The sequence below is a fragment of the Burkholderia sp. KJ006 genome, from assembly GCF_000262695.1.
Lineage (GTDB): Bacteria > Pseudomonadota > Gammaproteobacteria > Burkholderiales > Burkholderiaceae > Burkholderia > Burkholderia vietnamiensis.
In genome coordinates, this window is sequence record NC_017921.1 from 94,838 (window position 1) to 118,262 (window position 23,425).

Here is a 23,425-nt window from a genome sequence, read left to right on the forward strand (position 1 = left end):
TTCGCTGTACCGCCTGATCCCGCTGAACTTCGATCTCGTCGCCCGCTTCTCGGTCGAGCGGCTGCAGCGGCCGTCGCACGAAAATACGCGGAGCGCCGCGCAAACCCGCGATAATCCAGTGTCGAGCGTCCGGCGCGCGCTGCGCCCCGCTCGCCGCCCGGCCTTCATCCGATTCGACGCGACCCCGCGATGCCCGAGGATTTCCACTTCCTGTTGCTGCCCGGCTTCTCCGCGCTCGGCTTCATGTCCGCGGTCGAACCGCTGCGGGTCGCTAACCGGTTCCGCACCGAGCTGTACCGCTGGCACGTGATCAGCGCGGACGGCGCACCCGTCGCCGCGAGCAACGGCATCCCGGTGGCGGCCGAGGCCGCCTATGCGGACGTCGGGCAGGTCGACACGGTGTTCGTCGTCGCCGGCTTCGATCCGCTCGCCTGCTACGACCGCGCGCTCGCCGACTGGCTGCGCCGCCAGCACCGGCACGGCGCGACGCTCGGCGGCATCGACACCGGCAGCTTCGTGCTCGCGGAAGCCGGGCTGTTCGACGCGTCGCAAACGCTGACGCTGCACTGGGAGGCGCTCGCCGCGTTCCGCGAGCGTTACCCGCGCCTGAACGCGACGCAGGAGCTGTTCGAGATCGACGAGCGGCGCATCACCTGCGCGGGCGGCACCGCGTCGATCGACATGATGCTCGACCTGATCGGCCGGCGGCACGGCGCCGATCTCGCCGCGGCGATCTCCGAGCAGTTCGTCGTGAGCCGCATCCGGCAGCGCTCGGACAGCCAGCGCCTCGAGATCGCCGCGCGCTACGGCGTGCACAACCGCAAGCTGATCCAGGTGATCGATTCGATGCAGCGGCACATGGAGACGCCGCTCGGCTCCGACGCGCTCGCGCAGGAGGTGTCGATCACCCGACGCCAGCTCGAACGGCTGTTCAGCGCGACGCTGAACGACACGCCGACGCGCTTCTATCTGAACCTGCGGCTCGATCGCGCCCGCGAGCTGCTGCAGCAGACCGACATGAGCATCACGTCGGTGTGCGTCGCGTGCGGGTTCGAATCGCCGTCGCATTTCTCGCGCACGTACCGCACGCGCTTCGGCGTGAGCCCGCGCAGCGACCGCGGCGGCCTCGCGCCGAAGCGCTGAGCGATGCGGGGCGCGGCACGAACCGATGCGTTGCCGTGCGCCGCGGCGACGGCCGTCAGTTCCCGTACATGTCGAAGTCGAAGTACTTCGACTCGATCTTGCGATACGTGCCGTCGCTGCGAATCTGCGCGATCGCGCGATTCAGCGCGTCGCGCAGGTCGGTATCGGCCTTGCGCACGCCGATCGCGTCGCCGTTGCCCATGATCCGCGGATCGAACACGACGCCGCCCGCGAACGAGAAGCCCTTGCCGCGCGGCGTCGCCAGGAAGCCGAGCTGGCCCTGCACCGCATCCATCAGCACGCCGTCGATGCGCCCCGTCACGAGGTCCGCATACGCCTGGTCGTAGCTCGGGTACGGCACGACCTCGACCTTCGCCGGCGCCCATTTCTCGCGCGCATAGGTCTCCTGGATCGTCCCCTGTTCGACCGCGATGCGCTTGCCGGCGAGCTTCGCCGCGTCGGGCAGCAGCCCGGCGCCCGTGCGGGCGATCAGGCGCGTCTGGTTGCGGTACAGGCGGTCGGTGAAGTCGATCTGCTGGCGGCGCTGTTCGGTCGCGGCCATCGACGACAGGATCACGTCGAACTTGCGCGCCTGCAGGCCCGGAATCAGTCCGTCGAAGCTGCTCGACACCCACACGCATTTCGCGTTCAGCTTCGCGCACAGCGCATTGCCGAGGTCGACGTCGAAGCCCTGCACGCTGCCGTCGGTCGCGGTCGATTCGAACGGCGGATAGGTCGGGTCCACGCCGATGCGGATCGTCGTCCACTCCTTCGCCGACGCCAGCGTCGCGAAGGCCATCGTGGCGGCGGAAAGCAGGATCGTGATGCGGGTCTTGTTCTTCATGGTCAGGCTCCGTTCGGGTGGGCAAGCTGGGGCATGCGCGGGCCGTGCGTCAGCTCGGGAATTCGCCGCGCCGGAAATCGTTCGACAGTTCGAGCGCGTCGGCCATCTCGCCGACGGTCACGGGCTTGATCGGCGCGCGGATCCGGTAGTGGCCCACGTCGCCAACGTCGCGCCGCTGCACGTCGGCGATCAGTTCGCCGACCGTCGCGCCGCACCAGCGCCCCTGGCACGGCCCCATTCCACAGCGCGTGAACGCCTTCATCTGGTTCGGCCCCGGACAGCCGAGCGCCGCGAGGCCGCGTATTTCGGCGGCCGTGATCTCCTCGCAGCGGCATACGATGGTGTCGCCGTCGGGGCGGCGCAGCATGGCGGGCGGCGTATAGAGCGCATCGAGCAGAGGACGCACGGCGAGATGACGGCGCCGCGCACGCAGCAACGGGCGCTCGCGTTCGGCCTGCGCGTGCCGATCGAGCACGCCGAGCGCGGCAGCAACGTCGAGCGCGGCGACTTCGCCCGCCAGTGCCGCGGCCTGCGCGCCGCCGATGCCGGCGCCGTCGCCGGCAATCCAGACCGGCGCGACGCTGCTGCGGCCGCGCGCGTCGCATTGCGGCCGCCAGCATGCCGCGCGTCCGTCCCATTCATGCGCGCAGCCGAGCGCGCGCGCGAGCTGCGTCGACGGAATCACGCCCTGGTGCAGCAGCACGAGCGACGTGTCGAGCGAATGCGCGATGCCGTGCGCGTCGCGAAAGTGGATGGCTTGCGCGCGGCCGTCGCCGTCGATCCGCACGTCGGTCGCGCCGCGATGAACCGCGATGCCCGCATCGCGCACCGCACGCAGCATGCGCCAGCCCTTGAGCAGATAGTCGGCGCCGCGCAGCGCCGGCAGCGCGTGCGGAAGCGCACGGCGCCACGCATCGCGCGGCGTCGTGTCGACCAGCGCGCGCACGCGCCTGCCCGCGTTCAGCAATTGCGCCGCGAACAGCCACAGCAGCGGGCCGCTGCCGGCGAGCACGGTGTCGGCCGACGGCGCGAGCCCCGACGATTTCAGCAACGACTGCGCGGCGCCGACGCCCATCACGCCCGGCAGCGTCCAGCCCGGTATCGGCCACGGCCGCTCCTGCGCGCCGGCCGCGATCAGCACCGCGCGCGCGCCGATTTCGAGCGTGCCGCCCGACGGACCGCTTCGCGTCAGCATCGCGACCGGCTCCGGCTCCAACGCCACCTGCCATACCGTGCTGCGCGGCAGATAACGCGCGCCGCTCGCATGCAACGCGTCGAGAAGCGGCCGGCCGGCGACGTAATCCCTGCCGAGCCAGCGCGCGAGTTCGGCAGGCGCGGCCGCGACGTTGCGATAGATCTGGCCGCCGGCCGCCGTGCCTTCGTCGGCGACCACGACCGACAGCCCCGCCTTGCACGCGGCGGCGGCCGCGGCCATCCCGGCCGGCCCGGCGCCGACGATCAGCAGATCGCACTGGCTGCGCGTCATGCGAGCCTCGCGCGGCCATGCATCGCACGCACCTGCATCCCGTCGCGCACGGGCGTCATGCAGCCCTGCACGTTCGGCACGCCGTCGATGTCGACGAGACAGTCGAAGCACACGCCCATCATGCAGAACGGGCCGCGCGGCGCGCCGCCGACGGCGCTGGCGCGGCACGCGAGCACGCCCGCGGCGAGCAACGCGGCGGCGACGCTGTAGTGCGCGGGCACGTCGTGCGGCGTGCCGTCGATATGGATGCGCACGCGCTCGCGCGTCGCGGCGGCGGGAACGATGGATTCAAACATGCCGGTGCTCCGGGGGCGCGGCGAAGCGCGCGGTGTTGAAGGCGGACAGGTCGGCCGGTGCGGCGTCGCCTGCGATCCAGGGCGCGACGAGGTCGGCATGCGCGGCCGCGAGCGTCACGCCGCTGTGGCAGATCGCGACGAACGCGCCGGGATGCGTAGTCGACGCTTCGTACACGGGCAGCCCGTCGGGCGTCATGATGCGCAGCGCGCCCCAGGCGCGGACGATGCGCGCATGCGCGAGCACCGGAAACGCGGTGCGTGCGCGGCGTGCGATGTCGACCATCGCGGCACGTGTCTGGCCGTCGTCGAAGCCGACGTCTTCCGCCGAATCGCCGAGCAGCACCGAGCCTTCTGGCGTCTGACGCACGACCAGCGTCGGATAGTCGAGAAACGGCGCGAGCCGTTCGGTGACCATGATCTGGCCGCGCAGCGGCGCGATCGGCGCGTGCATGTCGACCATCGGCGCGAGGCGTGCATTGTCGAGTCCGGCCGCGAGCACGATGCGCCCGGCTTCGAGACGGCCTTCGCGCGTGTCGATCTCGAAGCGCCCGGCACGCGGACGGATCTCGTTCACCGGGTTGCGCGGCAGATAGACGCCGCCGCTTTGCACGAACGCCTGCAGCATCGCGCGCAGCGTATAGAGCGGATTCGCATGGCCGTCGTTCGGCGACCACAGCGCGCCGGCGAGCGCAGCGGACGCCGCGGGGATCCGTCTGCGCAGCGCGGCCGCATCGAGCACTTCGTACGACAGCGCCGCGTCCTGCCGATGCAGCGACTCGAGCAGCGCGGTCGCGCTCGCGAGTTCGTCGGCGTGCTCGAACAGTTCGATGCCGCCGGGGCGTTCGAAACCGCAGTTCACGCCGGTTTCTCGCTGCAGCTGCGCCGCGAAGGCATGCCAGCGCTCCGACGATTCGCGCGACCAGCGCGCATACGGCAGGCAGCGCCCGCCCTTGCCCTGCACCCAGACGAGCCCGAAGTTGCCGCGGGCCGCGCGAAACGCGATGTCGTCGCCGTCGCACACGGCGACGCGCTTGCCGGCGCGTGCGATGCCCCACGCGAGCGCCATGCCGACGAGGCCGCCGCCAGCGACGACGACGTCGAAGCCGCGCGTGCTCATGTGCGGCTCCGCGGCGAGCCGGTCGGTCGATGCGTGTTATGGGCCATGTCGGCGCGGTTCCTTGCGTATATATCGTTGATGAACCGATGTTCGGGCAGGCAAAATAGGCTGTCCAATACAGCTTGATCAACGACCCATAATCCAGTGTTATGACCACGCCATCCCTGAGAATCCGGCAGATCGAAGCGTTCCGCGCGGTGATGCAACGCCATACCGTCACGCGCGCGGCGCGCGATCTGCATATCTCGCAGCCGGCCGTGAGCCGGCTGATCGCCGATCTCGAGGATCGCGTCGGCTTCGTGCTGTTCGAGCGCCAGCAGGGACGCTTCACGCCTACCGCGCAGGCGCGCGTGCTGTACGAGGAGGTCGAGCGCGCGTTCGTCGGGCTCGATCGCGTCGCGCAGGCCGCCGAGCAGATCCGCGCGATGCGGCGCGGCACGCTGCGCGTGGCCGGCTCGCCGGCCGTCGCGCTCGACCTGCAGCCGGAACTCGTCACGCGTTTCTCGCACGCGCATCCGGGCGTCGACATCACGCTGCTCGCGCACAGCGCGTCCACCGTGGTCGACAAGGTCGCGTCGGGCCAGTGCGACGTCGGCTTGATCGCGGAGCCGGTCCCGCATCCGGCGGTGCGCACCGAGCGTCTCGCGGAAGGCGCGATGTGCTGCATCGTGCCGCGCGGGCACCGGCTCGCGCGCAAGCGCGTGGTGCGGCCGGCCGATCTGAGCGGCGAGTCGTTCATCTCGTTTCCGCCGAGCTTCGACGCGCGCAGCGCGATCGACCGCTTGTTCGTCGAGGCCGGCGTGTCGCGCGTGCTGTCGATCGAGGCGCAGCTGTCGCAGACGATCGTCGCCTTCGTCGCGAACGGCGCCGGCGTCGCGCTGATCGATCCGGTGACGGCGGCCTTTGCCGGGCATCGCGTGGCCGTGAAGCCGTTCGAGCCGGCCGTGCCCGATCACTTCTATCTGGTGACGTCCGCGTCGCAGCCGCTGTCGATGCTCGGCGATGCATTCTGTGTGGAGTTGCGCGATGCCTTCGCGCGGATGCGCGATCGACGCGGCGAATGAACGAGGCAGAAGGCGAACGCTAGCGATCGCGCAGCCAGTGCGCGCACGGCATGCGCACGCGGCCCGCGCCGGGCAGGCCCGTCATTCCGGATAGAATCGTCGTCCATCCACTTCCGCGATACGGTGCGCCGCCATGACCGACCTTTCCCGCTCCGCCGATACGCTCACGCCCGCACGCGTCACGACCGCCTTCGATCTGCCGGGCCACACGACCGTCCGCTCGCTCGGCGTCGCGCAGGGCATCATCGTGCGTTCGCGCTCGATCGTCGGCTCGTTCGGCGCGGCGCTGCAGACCATCTTCGGCGGCAACATCACGCTCTATACGTCGCTGTGCGAGAAGGCGCGCGAGCAGGCATTCGAGAAGATGCTCGCGGATGCGCGCAAGCTCGGCGCGAACGCGATCGTCGCGATGCGCTACGACTCGACCGAGATCGGCTCGGGCGTCACCGAAGTGATCTGCTACGGCACCGCGGTGTGCGTGACGCCCGATGCGTGACGCGCATCACCGGTCGCGTTCGAGCGACTTCATGCCGGTCAGCTGAGGAAACAGGCGCATCCACGCGAGCGCGACCGCGATCGTCGCCGTGCCGCCGACGACGATCGCCGCCGGCGCACCCCACCATGCGGCCGTCACGCCCGATTCGAATTCGCCGAGCTGGTTCGACGTGCCGATGAACAGCGAATTCACCGCGCTCACGCGCCCGAGCATGTCGTCCGGCGTGCGCAGCTGCACGAGCGACAGACGCACGACGACGCTCACCACGTCCGACGCGCCCAATGCCGCGAGCGCGACGAGCGACAGCGCGAAATGCCGCGACAGGCCGAACACGATCGTCGCGATGCCGAACGCGATCACGCCGCCGAACATCGCGCGGCCCGGCCGCACGTCGAGCGGAAAGCGCGTGAGCCACAGCGTGCCCGCGAGCGCGCCGACGGCCGGCGCCGCGCGCAGCGCGCCGAGCCCCCACGGCCCGACCTGCAGGATGTCGCGCGCATAGATCGGCAACAGCGCGGTCGCGCCGCCGAACAGCACGGCGAACAGGTCGAGCGACAGCGCGCCGAGGATCGCCGGCTCGCGCCGGATGAACGCGATGCCCGAGAACACCGAACGCAGCGTGACCGGCTCGCGCGCGGGCGGCGCGCTGCGCAGCGGGATGGTGCCGCTGAGCACCGCGGCAATCGCGAACGCGACGGCGCTCGTGCCGAACGCGGCCGGTGCGCCAACGCCGTACAGCAGGCCGCCGAACGCCGGCCCGAGAATCTGCGCGGCCTGATTGGCCGAGGTGGACAGCGCGGTCGCGCGCGGCAGGTCGCCGCGCGGCACGACGGCCGGCAGCAGCGACGACACCGAAGGCGATTCGAACGCGCGCGCGGTGCCGACGAGCGCGGCGAGCGCATAGACGCCCGGCGCCGTCAGCCAGCCGCGGGCCGCGCCGAGCAGGAACACGCCGGCAGCCAGCGCCTCGACGCTCTGACAGATCGTCGCGATGCGCCGCCGGTCGTAGCGGTCGGCCACCTGCCCGACGACGAGCGTCAGCGCGAACATCGGCACGAACTGCGCAAGCCCGACGAGGCCGAGCGCGAACGCGCTGTGCGTGAGCGTATAAACGTACCAGCCGATCGCGACCGACAGGATCTGGAACGCTAGGGACGACGTCACGCGCGTCCCCCAGAAACGCTGGAACGGCGCATGACGGAACAGATTCGCCGGTAGCGGCGACGGCGGAGCGGATTCGGGTAACGGGGTGGTCATCGGGTCATCGGCGGGTGATCGACGGGATAGCGTCGTGTCGCCGGCAGGCGATCGGCGCGACACGGCGCGTGTCGAACCGCGATGATATCGTCAAGTGCCGCGACCGCGCTCGGCAGGCGCTTGGCACACGCATGCCGCGCGCGGCGCCCTATCGCAACAAGAGTCGCAACAAGAATCGCGACAAAAAAAAGCGCGAACCGCAGTTCGCGCGAAAGAGAGACCTCGCTGAAGACGTCGAATGAACTACCCTGCCGGGCTCAGAACGAATGCCGCATCCCGATCCGCACGTCGGCCTGCGTCTGCGTGGTCGACGGCGTGAAGCTGTAGCCGATCACCGCGTCGACGCCCTGCGACGCGCGCAGGTAATCGCCGGAGATGTACACGTCGGTGCGCTTCGACAGCAGGTAGTGCAGGCCGGCCGTGCCCTGGTTCCAGTGGTGGCCCTCGAAGCGCGTGTGCTGGTAGCCGGCGATGAAGCTGAGCGCCGGCGTGAACTGGTACAAGCCGCCGCCTTCGTAGACCTGCATGTGCGACGACTGGCCGAAGCCCTTGATCGTCGTGTACGAGAAGTTCGCGTCGAGCGACAGCTTGCCGATCGTGTAGCTCGTGCCGATGCCGAACGTGCCCTGGCTGTCGACGTCCATCGCCGTGTTCGCGAACAGGTCGGTGCGCGCGCCGGTGGCCGGATCGACGGTGACCGTCTGCTGGCCGAGGAACGTATGCGTGCCGATCATCGCGTACGGGTCGAACGCATAGATGCCGTTCGGGTTGTTCAGGCGCGTGTACGCGGCGCCGATCGAGAAGTCGCCCTTCGTGAAGCTCGCGCCCGCGCTCCACGCGCTGTTGCGATGGAAGTTGCCGGCGACGTTGCCGAACGAGTACATCGCGCCGAACTTGAAGCCGCTCAGGTCGTTCGACAGGAACTTCACCGAATTCGGCAGGCGGTCGCCGTTGAACCGGTCGAAGTCGCCCTGGTGGATCGCATAGCCGCTGCCCCACGCCGAGATGTTGTAGATCGATACGAGTTCGTTCGTGATGTCGAGCTGGTTGCCGAACGACAGCGTGCCCCAGTCGTTCTGCAGCCCGACATAAGCCTGCCGGCCGAATTCGGCGCCGCCGAAGCCGAGTTGCCCGTTGCCGAGGTGGAAACCGCTCTCGAGCGCGAACACCGCCTTCAGGCCGCCGCCGAGATCTTCCGTGCCCTTCAGGCCGAAGCGGTTCCCGTAGGAGACGCCGTCGTCGAACTTCACCACGTGCGAGCCGCCCGTGTTGTTCACGTACGTGATGCCGGCGTCGAGAATCCCGTACAGCGTCACGCTGCTCTGCGCGTGGCCGATGGTGGGAATGCAGGCCGCGCACGCGAGCGCGGCGGCTACGGCAACTTTCGTTTGCTTCATTGTCGACTACCCCCTGAACCGTTCGATGGAAGGAATCTTGGCTGGCGCGCGCCGCATTGCGCTGGCTGATTCGAATTCGGTACTCCTCTGGCTTCGCTATTACGTATTCCGCAATAACGCAGCCATTGGCAAAAAGTACAAACCCATATTTCGGCTCACCCGTCTGAAGGCGACAACAAATAGTCTCGTTGCGACCGTTCGGGAAAACACGGAGACGGACGGCGCGGCCGAAAACCGGCCGCCCGAGAGCCCGTCAGCGCGCGTCGAGCGCCGCGCGCACGGCCGGCAGCGCGGGCGCGCCGGCCGCCGTCGTCACGCCGTCGAGCCAGCGCTCGGCCAGCGATGGGTCAGCTTTCAGCACGTGCTGCGCCGCGACGGCGGGGGGCGTCTTGTGGTCGAGCATGTCGGCGATCATGCGGTTCTCGACGTCGACGGAGAACGTCATCTGCCGGAACAGCCGCGCTAGGTTCGCGCACTGGCCGGCAAAGCCCGCGCGCGTCACGGTGTTGACGGTCGCGCCGCCGTAGTTCGGCCCGAAGTACGCGTCGCCGCCCGACAGGTAGGTCAGATGGAACTTGGTGTTCATCAGGTGCGGCTCCCACGCGAGGAACACGATCCAGCGCTTGTCGCGCACCGCGCGCTCGACCTGCGTGAGCATCCCCGTCTCGCTCGATTCGACCAGCGACCAGTTCGCCGCGCCCAGCGCATGATCGGCCAGCATCCGCTTGATGTTCTGGTTCGCGGGCGCGCCCGGCTCGATCCCGTAGATCTTGCCGCCGAACTGGTCCGCGTGGGCCGCGAGATCGGCGAACGTGTGCACGCCGGCCGCCGCCACGTAGTCGGGCACCGCGAGCGTGAATTTCGCACCGCTCAGGTTCGCGTGCAGCACGTCGATCGCCTTCTCGTCGACGAACGGCTTCACGAGCGGCGCCTGCGCGGGCATCCAGTTGCCGAGGAACACGTCGACCTGCCCTTTCTTCAGCCCCTGGTACGTGATCGGCACCGACAGGTTCGCCACGTCCTGGCGGTAGCCGAGCGCCTTCAGCACCACGCCGGCCATCGCGTTGGTCGCGTCGATGTCGGTCCAGCCGGGCGCCGCCATCTTCACGTCGCGACACGTCTGCGCGTCGGCGGCGTGCGCGGGCTGCAGCGCCGTCGCCGCGACGCAGGCGGCTGCGGCGAGCGCCGTGCCGAGTCTGCGGATTGCTGCATTGCATTGCCGTTTCATGAGTCGGTTCCTCCGTCGTTCGTCAGTGTGCGCGATGTATGCGTTCAGCGGCCGACGCGCGGAAAGCGCGCCATCGCTTCGAGCGTGTCGAGTTCGATGTGATTGCGCATGTAGCGCTGGCTCGCGTCGGTGAACGGCTGCCAGTCCCATGCGTGGATGCGGCCCTGCGTCGTCGCCGCGTAATGGAAGCGCCGGCGCCGCTGGCTCGCGCGCACCTGCGCGTCGAGCTCCGTCAGGTTCCAGCGCCGCGCGGCCTCCGCGCGCAACGCGGCGAGCGCCTCCGCCGCTTCGGGCAGGCCGGCCAGGTTCATGCGCTCGTGCGGATCGTCGGCGAGGTTGTACAGCTGGTCGGGGTCGGCCGCGCACTGCACGTACTTCCAGTCGCCGCGGCGAATCATCACGATCGGCGCCACCGCGCCTTCGGCGAGATATTCGCCGAGCGCGACGTCGTGCGCCGGCGCGCCGCGCAGCTGCGGCACGAGGCTCGCGCCGTCGACCGGGTCCGGCCAGCCGCCGGCCGGCGTCACACCGGCGAGGTCCACCAGCGTCGGCAGCAGGTCGAGGTGCGACACCGGCGTGCGCACGCGCGCCGCGTCGAAGCGCTGCGGCGCATGCACGATCAGCGGCACGCGGCAGCCGCCTTCGAAGAACGTCATCTTGTACCAGAGCCCGCGCTCGCCGAGCATGTCGCCGTGGTCGGACGTGACGATCACGATCGTGTCGTCGGCGAAGCCGCATTGCTCGAGCGCGGCGAGCACGCTGGCGAACTGCGCGTCGACGTACGAGGTCGCGCCGTAGTATGCGCGGCGGGCGGCGCGAATCTGCGCATCGGTGGGCGGCGTACGGTCGTTCTCGCAGACGAAGCGCAGCCGCTGCGAATGCGGATCGCTCTGCTGGGCGTCGAGCCGCACCGCCGGCATGTCGATCTCGTCGTCGCGGTACAGGTCCCAGTATTCGCGCGTGATCGCATACGGATCGTGCGGATGCGTCAACGACACGACCATGCAGAACGGCCGTGCGTCGTGGCCGGCCGCACGCTCGCGCGCGACGTCGAACAGCTTCTGGCGGGCCGCGAACGTCACTTCGTCGTCGAAGTCGAGCTGATTGGTGCGCACGCACGGCCCGGCGTCGAGCACCGAGCTCATGTTGTGATACCAGCTCGGCCGCTCGGTCGGGTGGTCCCAGTCGGGCACCCAGCCGAAGTCGGCCGGATAGATGTCGGTCGTGAGCCGCTCCTCGAAGCCGTGCAACTGGTCGGGGCCGCAGAAGTGCATTTTCCCGGACAGCATCGTCCGGTAACCGCCCGCCCGCAGGTAGTGCGCGAAGGTCAGCGTTTGCGCGGGCAATTCGGCGGCGTTATCGTAGGCGCCGATACGCGACGGCAGCTTGCCGGTCAGCAGCGAGAAGCGCGACGGCGCGCACAGCGGGCTCGCGCAGTACGCGGCGTCGAACACCACGCCTTGCGCGGCGAGCCGGTCGAGCGTCGGCGTGCGCGCGACGCGGTTGCCGTAGGCCGGCAACGCGAACGGCGTGAGCTGGTCGGCCATCAGGATCAGGATGTTGGGTGTCGGGTTCGTCATCGGCGGTCGTGGGGAAATCGGTGTTCGAACGGAACGGCGCGACGCTGTTGCAGCGACGCAGCCGGCATGACGGACGCGGCTGCACGAAGTGCCGCGCGCTCGGGCCGCGACTGGCTAGAATCGCGACAGGCGGCGCGGCGCCGAGCCGTCCGATGCACTATCTCCCGCCCGAATCCGCGCGGGAAGACGTCCGGCTCTTATGGGGCCATTAGAGAGGCTTATGTCGAAATCCGAATCGTTACCGTCGATGCAGGCGCTGCGCGCGTTCGAATCGGCCGCGCGTCTGCAGAGCTTCACGGCCGCCGCGCGCGAGCTCGGCTCGACGCAGCCGGCCGTCAGCCAGCAGGTGTTCCAGCTGGAAGCGGAGCTGGGCGTTCCGCTGTTCGAGCGCAGCCCGCGCGGCGTCACGCTGACGAACGACGGCCAGTGCCTGTACGAAGCCGTGCGCGCGAGCCTCGAGACGCTGCGCGGCGCGACCGCGACGCTGCGCGCGCGCCGCGAGCACGGCGCGCTGACGATCGTCACCGACGTCGGTTTCGCGACCTACTGGCTGATGCCGCGCCTGGCCGGGCTGAAACGCGTGATGCCGGACGTCGACGTGCGCGTCGTCACGTCACAGGATTACGACGTGCAGCGCGATCACGCGGACATCGCGATCCTGTTCGGCGACGGCCACTGGCCGTCGTGCACGGCCGCGCGGCTGTTTCCCGAAGCGGTCACGCCCGTCTGCGCACCGGCGTTCCATGCGGCGCACGCGCACGTCGCGCGGCCCGAACATCTGCACGCGCTGCCGCTGCTGCACGTGCAGCCGACGCACCCGGAGCGCTGGCTGTCGTGGGCCGGCTGGTTCGACGCGCACGGCCTCGACGCGCCGGCCGCCGCGCGCGGCGTGACCTTCAACAGCTATGCGCTGGTGATCCACGCGGCGCTGCTCGGCGAAGGCGTCGCGCTCGGCTGGTCGCCGCTCGTCGACGAGCTGGTCGCGTCCGGGCAACTGGTGAAACTCGTCGACGCGCCGGTCGTCACGTCGCGCGGCTACTTCCTGGTGCGGCCGCCGCAACGGCCCGAGACCGACGCGACCCACGTGTTCCGGCGCTGGCTGCTCGACGCGTGCGCAACGGCGTGACGCGCCGCGCGCGATCGCGCATGGGCGCGGCGGCGCTGGCGCGCCGATACCAGCCACACGGCGGGTTGGTTCTATCCGCCGCGTAATCGTCCTGATTTACTTGAGCCTCCCGCTACCGCGACACGCGGCGCGAAGCCGCGCTGCGCCGCGGCTTCGCGCCCCATGACACCCGAGGAATCCCATGACCGCCGACTCACGCCCCGATCAATTCGTCCTGACGCTGTCGTGCCCGAGCGCGGCCGGCCAGGTCGCCGCCGTCGTCGGCTTTCTCGAGCGCCATCGCTGCTATGTCGACGCGCTGAACGTGTTCGACGACGATCTCAGCAACCACTTCTTCGTGCGCTGCGTGTTTCATCCGACCGACGAGACGCTGCAGATCGACGCGCTGCGCCACGAGTTCGGGCCGATCGCGGCCGGGCTCGCTGGTGACGGCGGCGACACGCAATGGGCGATTCACGACGTCAACGCGCGGCCCAAGGTGCTGATCATGGTGTCGAAGCTCGAGCACTGCCTCGCGGATCTGCTGTTCCGCTGGCGGATGGGCGAGCTGAAGATGGACATCGTCGGCATCGTGTCGAACCATCCCGACTTCGAGCCGCTCGCCGCGCAGCACGGGCTGCCGTTCCGCCATTTCCCGATTACGGCAGATACGAAGGCGCAGCAGGAAGCGCAGTGGCTCGACTTCTTCGAATCGAGCGGCGCGGAACTCGTGATCCTCGCGCGCTACATGCAGGTGCTGTCGCAGGAGACCAGCGCGAAGCTCGCGAATCGCGCGATCAACATCCATCACTCGTTCCTGCCCGGCTTCAAGGGAGCGAAGCCGTATCACCAGGCGCATGCGCGCGGCGTGAAGCTGATCGGCGCGACCGCGCACTTCGTGACCGACGATCTCGACGAAGGCCCGATCATCGAGCAGGTCGTCGAGCGCGTCGATCATGCGCTGCGGCCGGAGCAGTTGCTGGCGGTGGGCCGCGACGTCGAAGCCCTCACGCTCGCGCGCGCGGTGAAGGCGTTCATCGAGCGGCGCGTGTTCCTGAACGGCGACCGGACGGTGGTGTTTCCGTAAGCGCGCGCCGACGGTCCCGCTCGGACGCGGGCTGCGCGCGACGCGTGTCGCGCGCGGTGACTCATTTCACCCAGGCGAAGTAATACGACAACCCGATCGCGAGCGCCGCGCCGACCAGCGACGCATACGGCATCAGGTTCAGCCACATCGCACGCTGCGGTACTTCGAGCTCCATGTCGCGCTGCATCTGGGTGGGGAAGCGGCCGCGATCCTGCCAGTAGTGGCGATACAGGAACACCGGCACGATCAGCAGCATCGCGATCAGCCCGTTGCGCAGCGTCCCGTCGCCCTGCAGGTTCGCACCGGCGCCGACGTAGACGAGATTCGCATAGCCGCAGATCGCGCCGCCGACGAGCAGCCAGGTCGGGCAGCGGAACGGCCGCTCCCAGTTGCCGCGATCCAGCCGGTGGATCCAGCCCGACTGCAGATTCAGGAACACGAACAACATGTAGCAGACGTTCGAGATCGACAGCACCGTCATGTAGTCCGACATCATCAGCAGCACGAGATTGAAGCCGAGATCGGTCCACATCGCGCGCGTGGGCGACCCGTGCTCGTTCACGTGCGACAGGTACTTCGGCAGCCAGCCGTCGACCGATGCCTGATACAGCGTGCGCGACGAGCCCATCATCGACGTCATCACGATCAGCAGGATCGACAGCATCAGCATCACGACGACCGCATTCGCGACCCACACGCCGCCGCCGACGATCTTCGCCATCGCGGCCGCGACGCCCGTGCCGTCGCCGATCGCCGGATCGAGCAGCGCCTGCGTGCCGAGCGCGCCCTGGAACGCCATCGGCACCAGCGTCATCACGACCAGGCACAATGCGCCCGACCAGAAGATCGCCTTCGCGGTGTCGCGGCGCGGATCGCGGAACTCGCGCGTATAGCAGACGGCCGTCTCGAACCCATACGACGCCCAGCCGGCCATGAACATCGCGCCGAGCGCCATCGTGACGCCCTGCCCGTTCCACGTGCCGAACGTCGCGGCCGTGACGTTGCCGTTCGCGTCGTGACCGAGCGGCAGCAGCGGGAGCAGGTGCGACATCGGCACGTCGCCGGTGACGAACGGCACGATGCCGACGATCAACAGCGGCGTGAGCGATGCGATGCCGAGGATGCGCTGCGTGCGCGCCGCCTTCGATGCGCCGCTGTGCTGGAGCTTGAACGTGATGAGGAGAAGAATCGTCGCGATGATGAACGTCGCGTTGATTCGCAGGGAGAGGCCGGGCTTGATGAAACCGAGATCGGCGACCTTGAGCTGCCAGTGCAGCACCGCCGCGTCGGCGGGAAAGAGACTCGTGAGCGCGTAGCTCGCCGCGAGGCCGCAGCCGAGCGCGAGCATCGGCGACCATGCGAGCCAGTTGCACCACACTGAAACCGGGGCAATCAGCTTGCTGTAACGGACCCAACCGATCGCGCCGTACACCGACGCGCCGCCCGATTTATGAGGAAATAGCCCCGAAATTTCCGCATAAGTCGCGCTTTGAATCAGCCCCATCGTGATCGCGGCGATCCAGATAGCCCACGCGGGCTGGCCGATCGTCGTGCATACGCCGCCGATCGTGAACAGCACGCCAGCCGGCACGCCGCTCGTCACCCAGAATGCGTCTTTCCATGTCAGGCCACGCTGCAGCGTGTGGCCCGTCGAATCATGTGAGATGGTTGTCTCGACATCGCTGGTGCGATTCGCACGCAGTCCTGCTTGACTCATCCAATTCCTCCTCTCGATCAGTGTTGGCGCTTTAGCGTTTACGCTGGTTCGATGCAAAGCAGATGACTCCGCACGAGCGCCGTAGTGTAACAACTTGCGGGGTTTTTTGCAGAATCAGCAAAAGAAAGCCGGGATATGGACGCATGGGTTCACGATTGTTTCGGATTCCTGCGAGCCATTCCCGACGTGTCGTCGTGACGATTCGCGGGACGAATCGTCATGTGCTTATTGCGGCTTATTGCGCGCCTTCGGTCCACGCATTCACGCGGTCTGCATGCGCTGCGATCCATGCGTCGGCGGCCGCATCCGGCTTCGAGCCGTTCTGGATCGCCAGCATCACGCTGTCGATCTCGCCCGGCTTCCACTGGAACTTCTTCAGGAGCGCGACGACCGGCTTCGCCTTCGTTTCGAGCTGCGGATTGACGACGCTGTCGACGTGCTCCGCGCCGCCGAACACCTTCTTCGGATCGTCGAGGAAGCGCAGCTTCCACTTCGCGAACATCCAGTGCGGTGCCCAGCCGGTCACGATCACCGGTTTGTTCGCACCGACCGAGCGCGACAGCTCGGCCGTCATCGCGCTACCCGAGCTCGGCATCAGCGTGTAGCTGAGCCCGTAGCTCTTGATCGCCTCGTCGGTCTTGCGCATCACGCCCGCACCCGCGTCGATACCGACGATGCGGCCGCCGAAGCTGCTCTTCTCGGCGTTGAGATCGTCGATGCTCTTCGCCTTCACGTAGTCGGGCACGATCAGGCCGATCTTCGCGTCCGGAAAGTTCACGCCGAGGTCGACGACCTTCGTCTTGTATTCGCTCCAGTAGGAGCCGTGCGTGACGGGCAGCCACGCCGACAGCGTCGCGTCGAGGTCGCCGCGCGCCACGCCTTGCCACATGATCCCGGCGGCGACCGGCACCAGCTGCACGTGGTAGCCGAGTTTCTTCTCGATCACGCGGGCCGCGACGTTCGACGTCGCGACGCTGTCGTCCCAGCCTTCTACGTAACCGATTTTCAGCGTCGGCTTCGTATCCGCGATTGCCGACGCGCTCAGCGTCACCATCGCCGACACTGCGCCGGCCCACAGCAGTTTCCCGAACAGCTTCATGGTCGATCTCCTTGATATGCGCTCACCGCGCGTTGCCTCTCTAGGTTCTTCAACCACAAATCCACGGTATCGCTATTTTGCGACGGATGCTTGTCCGCACGCGACGCGCACGGACGGCCGACGATGCGTTGCGCGCTATTTGTCGATGACGAGATCCGACAGCGGCTTGCTGCAGCAGAGCAGCACCATGCCCTGATCGATCTCGCGCTGGCGGATGCCACCGTTGTGCTTCATCTCGACCTGCCCCGACACGAGCTTCACCTTGCAGGTGCCGCACATGCCTTGCGTGCACGATGCCGGCAGCCGCACGCCAGACTGGCGCGCCGCGTCGAGCACGTGCTGCTCGGAGCCGCACGAGATCTCGCGGTTGCTCTTCGCGAAGCTGACGGTGTACTGCTTCGTCGCGACGTCGCCGCCGTCGGCCGCGGGCACGAGTTCGGCGAGCACGTCGTCGCTCGCGGTCTGCGCGAGCGTTTCGAACGAGAAGCTCTCCTCGTGATACTGCTTGCGGTCGAAGCCGGCCTCGTCGAGCAGGTCGCGCACGGCCTTCATGTACGGCGCCGGCCCGCAAGTGAAGATCTCGCGCTCCATGAAGTCCGGCGCGATCAGCTTCAGCAGCGGCAGCGTCAGGAAACCCGTGACGCCCGGCCAGTTGGTGCGCGCGCCGACGCGCTCGACGACGAACGACGTGCGGAAGTTCGTGTGGTTCGATGCGATCAGGTCCAGCTCGCGCGCGAAGATGATGTCGTCCGGCGTGCGCGCGCTGTGTACGAACATGATGTCGCGATCCTCGGCGAGATCGTGATGCGCGCGGCTCATCGACATCAGCGGCGTGATGCCCGAGCCGGCCGACAGGAACAGATACTTGCGCGCCGGATGCCGCGCGCAGGTGAATTCGCCGGCCGGGCCGAGCACGCGCACCGGCGCGCCCGGCTGCAGGTTGTCGTGCAGCCAGTTCGACACCTTGCCGCCCGGCACCCGCTTGACCGTGATCGAAATCGTGTGCGGCCGCGCGGGCGACGACGAGATCGTGTAGCAGCGATTGATCGTCTCGCCGTCGATGTCGAGCTCGAGCGTGATGAACTGCCCGGGCTCGAACGAGAACGTACGGCCCTGCGGCGAACGGAAGAAGAAGCTCTTCACGTCATGCGTTTCCTGCCGCACGTGGCAGCACACCAGCGTTTCCTCGACGTCGCTCGTCCAGCGCTCCGGCAGCGCGTTCCAGAACGCCGGGTGCGTGACCCGGCTGTCCACCGGCTCGAAATTGGCCGCATCTCGCATCATGTCTTGCTCCGCTTGTCCGCTGCTGGATACTATGCGCCGATCTTTTCGGCGAGCCGGGCGATGTACCAGGCCGAGAATTTTTCGACGAGGCCTTCCGTGTACGGCGAATACGGGCCGGGCTCGTACGCGCTGCTGCTCGCGCCGCGCTGCGAGAATTCGACGAGCGCGCGATCCTGGTCGTTGGTCGCATTCCACACGGCCGTGAGGTTCTTCACGTCGTAGTCGATGCCTTCCTTCGCGTCCTTGTGCACGAGCCACTTGGTACGCACGAGCGTCTTGCCGGCCGACAGCGGAATCACCGAGAAGCTGACGATGTGATCGCTCATGAAGTGATGCCACGAATTCGGCTGCGTCCAGAACGACAGGCCGCCGAGGTCGGCCTGTTCGAACTTGCCGAGCAGCTTCTTCGACGCGACTTTCGCGTCGAGCGTCTGCGATTCGCCGCTGCGGTCGAGCGGCAGGCGCTGCGTGCGGAAACCGGTCACGTCGAGCAGCTTCTCGATCTCGGCGGACGGCAGGCCCATCTCGGCCCATTCCTTGCCGCGGCGCACGCAGGTTTCCGCGAACGCGTCCATGCCTTCGGCGTTCGCGTCGGAGCGCTGGTAGCCGAAGCCGTATTCGTACAGCGAGATCGTCAGCTCCGGATGGTTCGCGACGCAGTGATAGCACTCGCGGTTGTTCTCCATCGTGAGCTTCCAGTTGCCTTCCTCGATGATGTCGACCTGTGCGGCGATCTTCGCGTTCGGCAGATCGTGCGGCAGCATGTACGGCTCCATCTGCGCGCGCAGCTGCGCGAAGTCGGCCGGCGGCTCGTCGGCGAGGCACACGAAGATCAGGCCCGCGAGGTTCTGCACGTGCACCGACTTCAGGCTGTGCTTGCAACGGTCGAACTGCTCGCCCATGTGCTCGGCGAACATCAGCTGCCCGGTCAGGTTATAGGTCCAGCTGTGGTACGGGCACACGATGTTGCCCACCGAACCCTTGTCCTCGTTGCACAGGCGCGCGCCGCGGTGGCGGCACACGTTGTGGAACGCGCGGATCTCCATGTCGTCGTCGCGCACGATCAGGATCGAGTCGCTGCCCAGCTCGACGGTCACGTAGTCGCCCGGCTCCGGGACGTCAGGCTCGACCGCGACCTGGATCCAGTGCTGGCGGAAGATTGCCTCCATGTCGAGCGCGAAAATTTCCTCGCTCGTATAGAACGGTGCCTCGAGGCTGTAGCCTGCCTTGCGTCGTTCGATCAGTGCGCGAATGTCTGCCGATACTTTCATCGTTTGCTCCGGATTCCTTGCATCCCTGGGTGGTTGCCGACAGGCCCCAAAAATCAGTAGTCGATGAGCTGATGCTCGCGCAAATACGCGAGGATCACTTGTGCTTTTTCGACTGAACTCCCTTCATTTACGACGTTCCCGCCGCGGCTTTCGGTCGTCGTCGCGGACAGCATCCGCGCGTGCCCGGAGCGCTTCTCGGCGGCGACCAGTCTTACGGGTTTACGCTCGATCGGACCGACCTTCCACGCGGCCGCCTCGGCATCCGCGCCGCTCGACGCGAGCGCCGGCCGGATCGCGCCGGCCCGCAGCCGCGCATACGCGTAGCGCGGCTGCGCGTTCGCGAGCGGATGCACCGCGACGACCGCCGGCAGCGCCGTGTCGACCCGGCGCCGCAGCCCCTTCGGCAAGAATTGCCGGACCGCCGCGCGGCCGGCGTCCACCGTCACGTCGACGGCCGCACCGACCAGCGGGTAGCCGAGCGTCGCGGCGACGCGGTACGGCAGCATGCCGGTGTCGTACGCGCCTTCCGCGCGGGTGCCGGTCAGCACGAGGTCGTAGCCTTCGACGCGGGCCGCGAGCGCGTGCGCGGCGTCGTCGCCGTCGCGGCACGCGAGCACCTCGACCTCGCGCGCGCCGAGCGCGAGGTATTCGGCGAGCGCCTGATTGGCGGGGTCGCCCGCATGGACGACGTCGAGCTGCGCGCGGTGCCGCTCGGCGAGCTGGCGGCCCAGCTCGAGCGCGGCCGCGTCGTTGCGGCTGTATCGTGCGGTGCCGCTGACCGGATGCCGGCCCACGGACACGAGCACCGCGATGCGTTGCAACTGGCGGGGGGCGTTCATGCTGCGACTCCTTCCGTTTCACGGGCGCCGACCGCGGCCGGCGATTGTCCGCGCGCCGCGCGCGCGGCCTGCACCTGTTCGATCAGCGCCGAGATCGTCGCCTGCGCGTCGCCCACGACCGTCAGGTTCGCGCGCTTCGCGATCGGCGCGCTGCCGTCGAGGTTGACCGCAATCACGTGGCGGCAGTCCTTGATCCCCTGCAGATGCTGCACCGCGCCGGAGATGCCGAACGCGATGTACACGCTCGCCTCGACCGTCTTGCCGGTCGCGCCCACCTGCTTGTCGCGCGTGAAATGGCCGTTGTCGACCGCGACGCGGCTCGCGCCGATCGCCGCGCCGAACACGCCGGCGAGCCGCTCGAACGCGGCGATGTCGGACACGCCGTTGCCGGCCGACACGATGAAGTCGGCTTCCTCCAGCGCGACTTGCGCCGCGTCGATTTCGTCGAGGCCGAGGTCGCGATAGGCGTCGGCCGCACCGGCCGCGCCGGCCGCGTCGCCGGTCGGATGAATGAAGTCCGCAGCCAGGCGCTCGCCGGCGCCGACGAACGGCAGCTTCGGCTCCACCGCGTTCGGCGCGAGCAGGATCACGTCGGGCAGGTCACGGGTGGCGAACGCGCGGCCCGCGTGCGCATACGCGCCGACGTGCTTCGCGTCGATCTCGACCACATGGGTCGCGACGCTCGCGCCGGCCGCCGCCGCGTAGCGCCGGCCGAGATCGCCGTCGCCCGTCGCGTTGTCGGGCATCAGCACGTGCTTCGGCGCGAGCGCGGCCGCACAGGCCTGCAACGCCTGCAATTCGCTTTCGGGCGCGAACGCGCGACGGTCGAAGCCGGTCAGCTCGACCAGCTTGTCGACGCCGAGCGCGGCCGCGTCGTCTTTCAGTTCGCCGAACGCCAGCAGCGCGACTTCCGTCTGCGCGTCGGCGAGCACCGCGGCGGCGGCGATCGCCTGCCGCGCGTGGTCGTCGAGCGCGCCGCGCTCGGTGTGCGCGACCACCAGCATCACGTGCTTCGGGTCCTGCACCGCGCGGCGCGGCTTCGCGGCCGCGCCGCCATGACCGTGCGCGGACCACTGCGCGGCGCTCGCGTCGGCGCTGCCTTCCTCGCCGAGCGTGATGCGCTTCAGGCCGGCAGCCGTGATGATGAACGGCCGGCGCGGATCGATTCGTTTGATCGGGTTCATCGATTCACTCCAGCGAGGCGGCAACGAGTTCGGCTACGTCGAGCACATCGGGGCGCGGGCCCACGACGCCTTCGAGCATCGCCGTGCAGTTCGGGCAGCCGACCGCGACCACGTCCGCACCGATCGCGCGCGCGTCGGCGATGCGGATGTCGGGAATGCGCTGCTTGCCCGGGATGTCGGTCAGCGGCGCACCGCCGCCACCGCCGCAGCAGCGCCCGCGCATGCCGTTGCGCTCCATCTCGACGACCTGGATGCCGATCTTCTTCAGCAGCTTGCGCGGCGACTCCGTCTCGCCGTTGTAGCGGCCGAGATAGCACGGATCGTGGTACGTGGTGCGCTTCTCGCGCAGCGCATCGACGGCCTTCGGCGCGATCTTGCCGCTGTCGGCCAGCTCCGCGAGGTAGGTCGTGTGATGCTTGACCGTCACGCGCAGCCCAAGCGCGCGATACTCGTTGCGCAGGCTGTGCATCACGTGCGGATCGGCCGTGACGATCTGCTGGTACGACAGCGCGTCGAGCGTGCCGATCAGACGCTTCGCCATCTGCTGGAACGTCGCTTCGTCGCCGAGGCGGCGCGCCACGTCGCCCGTGTCGGTCTCGGCGCCGCCGAGCACCGCGTAGTCGACGCCCGCCTTGTTCAGCACCTTGATGAACGCGCGCAGCGTGCGCTGGTAGCGCATGTCGAACGCGCCTTCGCCCGCGACGATCAGCACGTCGACCGGCTTGCCCGCTTGCGCGATCGGCGCGTTCAGGTCGACCGACCAGTCGTAGCGCGCGGCCGTGTCGTAGCCGCCCATCGTGCCCGTCTCGCGCAGGTTCGCGAGCACCTCCTGGCCCTTGCCCGGCACCGTGCCGTGCACCAGCGTGCGGTTGCGGCGCAGGTCGACGATCGCGTCGACGTGCTCGATCAGCATCGGGCACTCCTGCACGCATGCACGGCAGGTCGTGCACGACCACAGCGTCTGCTCCTCGATCAGGCCCGACACGATCGGGCCGTTCGGCTCGCCGCGATGCTGGCCGACCGGGATGCCCGGGTACGGGCTGCCCGCATACGCGGCATCGGTGCCGCCGGCCATCCCGACGACCAGATCCTGGATCAGCTTCTTCGGGTTCAGCGGCTGGCCCGATGCGAACGCGGGGCACGCGGCTTCGCACTTGCCGCACTGCACGCATGCGTCGAAGCTCAGCAGCTGGTTCCAGCGGAATTCGACCGGCTTCGCGACGCCGTACTCGTCGTGTTCGATATCGGGCAGCTTCAGCGCGGTCGGCGGCGTCGCGGTGCCGTTGCCGGTGAACGATTCACGGGTGGCCGCGAAACGTTCCTGACGCGGGTGAAACGCGAGGTGCAGCAGCCCGGCGATCGCATGCTTCATCGGGCCGCCCTTCGCGGCGCCGACCGTCATCGTGAACGCGCCGGCCGCGATCAGCAGCGCGCAGAGCACGGCGAACGCGCCCGACATCGCGCCGGTCGGCACGACCATGAACAGCACGAGGCCGAGCGCGAACGAACCGAGCATCCACGGCAGCGTGTTCCACGGGCCGCGCGACAGCCGGGCCGGCACGTTCTTCGCCGCACGACGGCGCCACACGAACACCGCGCCGACCAGCATCGCGAGCGCCGCGACGAAGATCAGCCGGTCGAGCCACGGCGAATAGATCGCGAGGCCGTAGTTGACGAACACCAGCGCGAGCGCGGCGATCGCGCCGCCCGCGGTCGCGACGTGGGTCTTCGCGATGTACGGATCGCGGGCGACCACGTGGTGCAGGTCGACGAAGTAGCGCTTCGGAATCGCGAACAGGTTCGCTACGCCGAACGAGCCGGGCGCCGTCGCGCGCCCGAGACGCCAGTAGGACGAGCGCTTCGCGACCGCGAACACGAGCCCCGCCACCGACAGCCACAGCAGTGCGGTAATGAGGAAAGCCGGATTCATC

Annotated in this window: 21 protein-coding genes; 6 read left to right on the forward strand and 15 right to left on the reverse strand. The window is 68.6% G+C overall.

Annotation, left to right across the window (positions count from 1 at the left end; all coding sequences use genetic code 11):
* Positions 1–189: 189 nt before the first annotated feature.
* The gene (locus tag MYA_RS14640; protein ID WP_011880753.1) at positions 190–1,143 is read left to right on the forward strand and encodes a GlxA family transcriptional regulator; all 954 of its coding nucleotides are present in this window, start codon (positions 190–192) and stop codon (positions 1,141–1,143) included.
* 55 nt (positions 1,144–1,198) lie between these two features.
* On the opposite strand, the gene MYA_RS14645 is transcribed toward MYA_RS14640, so the two are convergent.
* Genes MYA_RS14645 through MYA_RS14660 form a run of 4 tightly spaced genes read right to left on the reverse strand, consistent with a single transcriptional unit; the run spans position 1,199 to position 4,886 of the window.
* Positions 1,199–1,987 carry an ABC transporter substrate-binding protein gene (locus MYA_RS14645; protein ID WP_011880754.1) on the reverse strand — a complete coding sequence of 263 codons (789 nt, stop codon included), beginning with the start codon at positions 1,985–1,987 and terminating at the stop codon, positions 1,199–1,201.
* Between the two features lie 49 nt (positions 1,988–2,036).
* Positions 2,037–3,473: an FAD/NAD(P)-dependent oxidoreductase gene (locus MYA_RS14650; protein ID WP_014723961.1), complete on the reverse strand. Its 1,437-nt coding sequence runs from the start codon at positions 3,471–3,473 to the stop codon at positions 2,037–2,039.
* The gene (locus MYA_RS14655; RefSeq protein WP_011880756.1) at positions 3,470–3,769 is read right to left on the reverse strand and encodes a (2Fe-2S)-binding protein; all 300 of its coding nucleotides are present in this window, start codon (positions 3,767–3,769) and stop codon (positions 3,470–3,472) included. Before MYA_RS14655 ends, MYA_RS14650 begins: the two co-directional genes overlap by 4 nt.
* Positions 3,762–4,886 carry an NAD(P)/FAD-dependent oxidoreductase gene (locus tag MYA_RS14660; protein ID WP_011880757.1) on the reverse strand — a complete coding sequence of 375 codons (1,125 nt, stop codon included), beginning with the start codon at positions 4,884–4,886 and terminating at the stop codon, positions 3,762–3,764. Before MYA_RS14660 ends, MYA_RS14655 begins: the two co-directional genes overlap by 8 nt.
* Before the next feature lie 149 nt (positions 4,887–5,035).
* On the opposite strand from MYA_RS14660, the gene MYA_RS14665 reads away from it, so the two are divergent.
* Both MYA_RS14665 and MYA_RS14670 read left to right on the forward strand, forming a co-directional pair.
* A complete protein-coding gene (locus MYA_RS14665; protein ID WP_014723962.1) occupies positions 5,036–5,950 on the forward strand; it encodes a LysR family transcriptional regulator in 915 nt (304 codons plus the stop codon).
* 133 nt (positions 5,951–6,083) lie between these two features.
* Positions 6,084–6,446, forward strand: a complete 363-nt coding sequence (locus tag MYA_RS14670) for a YbjQ family protein (RefSeq protein ID WP_011880759.1) — start codon at positions 6,084–6,086, stop codon at positions 6,444–6,446.
* Between the two features lie 6 nt (positions 6,447–6,452).
* Here MYA_RS14670 and MYA_RS14675 read toward each other — a convergent pair whose 3' ends face one another.
* A complete protein-coding gene (locus MYA_RS14675; protein ID WP_011880760.1) occupies positions 6,453–7,703 on the reverse strand; it encodes an MFS transporter in 1,251 nt (416 codons plus the stop codon).
* A gap of 68 nt (positions 7,704–7,771) precedes the next feature.
* Between MYA_RS14675 and MYA_RS31710 the strand changes: the two genes are divergently transcribed.
* On the forward strand, positions 7,772–7,945 hold the full coding sequence (locus MYA_RS31710) for a hypothetical protein (RefSeq protein ID WP_155624610.1): 174 nt from the start codon (positions 7,772–7,774) through the stop codon (positions 7,943–7,945).
* Positions 7,946–7,960: 15 nt separating this feature from the next.
* Here MYA_RS31710 and MYA_RS14685 read toward each other — a convergent pair whose 3' ends face one another.
* The 3 genes from MYA_RS14685 to betC form a co-directional block, all read right to left on the reverse strand.
* Positions 7,961–9,100, reverse strand: a complete 1,140-nt coding sequence (locus tag MYA_RS14685; protein WP_011880761.1) for a porin — start codon at positions 9,098–9,100, stop codon at positions 7,961–7,963.
* Positions 9,101–9,353: 253 nt separating this feature from the next.
* Entirely contained in the window at positions 9,354–10,328 is a 975-nt protein-coding gene (gene choX / locus MYA_RS14690; protein ID WP_014723964.1) for a choline ABC transporter substrate-binding protein, read from the reverse strand.
* 44 nt (positions 10,329–10,372) lie between these two features.
* Positions 10,373–11,908, reverse strand: coding sequence for a choline-sulfatase (gene betC, locus MYA_RS14695; RefSeq protein WP_014723965.1), 1,536 nt, complete (start codon positions 11,906–11,908; stop codon positions 10,373–10,375).
* A 199-nt stretch (positions 11,909–12,107) separates the two neighbouring features.
* Here betC and MYA_RS14700 point away from each other — a divergent pair, with 199 nt between their 5' ends.
* Together MYA_RS14700 and purU are read left to right on the forward strand one after the other, a co-directional pair.
* A complete protein-coding gene (locus tag MYA_RS14700; protein WP_080938588.1) occupies positions 12,108–13,034 on the forward strand; it encodes a choline sulfate utilization transcriptional regulator in 927 nt (308 codons plus the stop codon).
* A 181-nt stretch (positions 13,035–13,215) separates the two neighbouring features.
* Positions 13,216–14,100, forward strand: coding sequence for a formyltetrahydrofolate deformylase (gene purU, locus MYA_RS14705; protein WP_014723968.1), 885 nt, complete (start codon positions 13,216–13,218; stop codon positions 14,098–14,100).
* Between the two features lie 61 nt (positions 14,101–14,161).
* Here purU and MYA_RS14710 read toward each other — a convergent pair whose 3' ends face one another.
* The 7 genes from MYA_RS14710 to MYA_RS14740 form a co-directional block, all read right to left on the reverse strand.
* Positions 14,162–15,817 (reverse strand): APC family permease, encoded by a 1,656-nt coding sequence (locus MYA_RS14710; protein WP_014723969.1) that lies wholly within the window; start codon positions 15,815–15,817, stop codon positions 14,162–14,164.
* Between the two features lie 235 nt (positions 15,818–16,052).
* Positions 16,053–16,916, reverse strand: coding sequence for a glycine betaine ABC transporter substrate-binding protein (locus tag MYA_RS14715; protein WP_014723970.1), 864 nt, complete (start codon positions 16,914–16,916; stop codon positions 16,053–16,055).
* Positions 16,917–17,051: 135 nt separating this feature from the next.
* Positions 17,052–18,200 carry a hybrid-cluster NAD(P)-dependent oxidoreductase gene (locus tag MYA_RS14720; protein WP_011880768.1) on the reverse strand — a complete coding sequence of 383 codons (1,149 nt, stop codon included), beginning with the start codon at positions 18,198–18,200 and terminating at the stop codon, positions 17,052–17,054.
* Positions 18,201–18,229: 29 nt separating this feature from the next.
* The gene (locus tag MYA_RS14725; RefSeq protein WP_011880769.1) at positions 18,230–19,471 is read right to left on the reverse strand and encodes an aromatic ring-hydroxylating oxygenase subunit alpha; all 1,242 of its coding nucleotides are present in this window, start codon (positions 19,469–19,471) and stop codon (positions 18,230–18,232) included.
* Positions 19,472–19,524: 53 nt separating this feature from the next.
* Positions 19,525–20,310, reverse strand: a complete 786-nt coding sequence (locus MYA_RS14730; protein ID WP_014723971.1) for an electron transfer flavoprotein subunit beta/FixA family protein — start codon at positions 20,308–20,310, stop codon at positions 19,525–19,527.
* Positions 20,307–21,494 carry an electron transfer flavoprotein subunit alpha/FixB family protein gene (locus tag MYA_RS14735; RefSeq protein ID WP_011880771.1) on the reverse strand — a complete coding sequence of 396 codons (1,188 nt, stop codon included), beginning with the start codon at positions 21,492–21,494 and terminating at the stop codon, positions 20,307–20,309. The genes MYA_RS14730 and MYA_RS14735 overlap by 4 nt, the downstream gene beginning before the upstream one ends.
* Positions 21,495–21,498: 4 nt before the next feature.
* On the reverse strand, positions 21,499–23,424 hold the full coding sequence (locus tag MYA_RS14740) for a (Fe-S)-binding protein (RefSeq protein WP_014723972.1): 1,926 nt from the start codon (positions 23,422–23,424) through the stop codon (positions 21,499–21,501).
* Between the last annotated feature and the right edge of the window lies 1 nt (position 23,425).

Excerpts from the sequence above, each read along its gene's own strand:
- MYA_RS14640 (WP_011880753.1), top strand. The coding sequence starts at position 190 with ATGCCCGAGGATTTCCACTTCCTGTTGCTGCCCGGCTTCTCCGCGCTC.
- MYA_RS14645 (WP_011880754.1), bottom strand. The coding sequence starts at position 1,987 with ATGAAGAACAAGACCCGCATCACGATCCTGCTTTCCGCCGCCACGATG.
- MYA_RS14650 (WP_014723961.1), bottom strand. The coding sequence starts at position 3,473 with ATGACGCGCAGCCAGTGCGATCTGCTGATCGTCGGCGCCGGGCCGGCC.
- MYA_RS14655 (WP_011880756.1), bottom strand. The coding sequence starts at position 3,769 with ATGTTTGAATCCATCGTTCCCGCCGCCGCGACGCGCGAGCGCGTGCGC.
- MYA_RS14660 (WP_011880757.1), bottom strand. The coding sequence starts at position 4,886 with ATGAGCACGCGCGGCTTCGACGTCGTCGTCGCTGGCGGCGGCCTCGTC.
- MYA_RS14665 (WP_014723962.1), top strand. The coding sequence starts at position 5,036 with ATGACCACGCCATCCCTGAGAATCCGGCAGATCGAAGCGTTCCGCGCG.
- MYA_RS14670 (WP_011880759.1), top strand. The coding sequence starts at position 6,084 with ATGACCGACCTTTCCCGCTCCGCCGATACGCTCACGCCCGCACGCGTC.
- MYA_RS14675 (WP_011880760.1), bottom strand. The coding sequence starts at position 7,703 with ATGACCACCCCGTTACCCGAATCCGCTCCGCCGTCGCCGCTACCGGCG.
- MYA_RS14685 (WP_011880761.1), bottom strand. The coding sequence starts at position 9,100 with ATGAAGCAAACGAAAGTTGCCGTAGCCGCCGCGCTCGCGTGCGCGGCC.
- choX (WP_014723964.1), bottom strand. The coding sequence starts at position 10,328 with ATGAAACGGCAATGCAATGCAGCAATCCGCAGACTCGGCACGGCGCTC.
- betC (WP_014723965.1), bottom strand. The coding sequence starts at position 11,908 with ATGACGAACCCGACACCCAACATCCTGATCCTGATGGCCGACCAGCTC.
- MYA_RS14700 (WP_080938588.1), top strand. The coding sequence starts at position 12,108 with ATGGGGCCATTAGAGAGGCTTATGTCGAAATCCGAATCGTTACCGTCG.
- purU (WP_014723968.1), top strand. The coding sequence starts at position 13,216 with ATGACCGCCGACTCACGCCCCGATCAATTCGTCCTGACGCTGTCGTGC.
- MYA_RS14710 (WP_014723969.1), bottom strand. The coding sequence starts at position 15,817 with ATGAGTCAAGCAGGACTGCGTGCGAATCGCACCAGCGATGTCGAGACA.
- MYA_RS14715 (WP_014723970.1), bottom strand. The coding sequence starts at position 16,916 with ATGAAGCTGTTCGGGAAACTGCTGTGGGCCGGCGCAGTGTCGGCGATG.
- MYA_RS14720 (WP_011880768.1), bottom strand. The coding sequence starts at position 18,200 with ATGATGCGAGATGCGGCCAATTTCGAGCCGGTGGACAGCCGGGTCACG.
- MYA_RS14725 (WP_011880769.1), bottom strand. The coding sequence starts at position 19,471 with ATGAAAGTATCGGCAGACATTCGCGCACTGATCGAACGACGCAAGGCA.
- MYA_RS14730 (WP_014723971.1), bottom strand. The coding sequence starts at position 20,310 with ATGAACGCCCCCCGCCAGTTGCAACGCATCGCGGTGCTCGTGTCCGTG.
- MYA_RS14735 (WP_011880771.1), bottom strand. The coding sequence starts at position 21,494 with ATGAACCCGATCAAACGAATCGATCCGCGCCGGCCGTTCATCATCACG.
- MYA_RS14740 (WP_014723972.1), bottom strand. The coding sequence starts at position 23,424 with ATGAATCCGGCTTTCCTCATTACCGCACTGCTGTGGCTGTCGGTGGCG.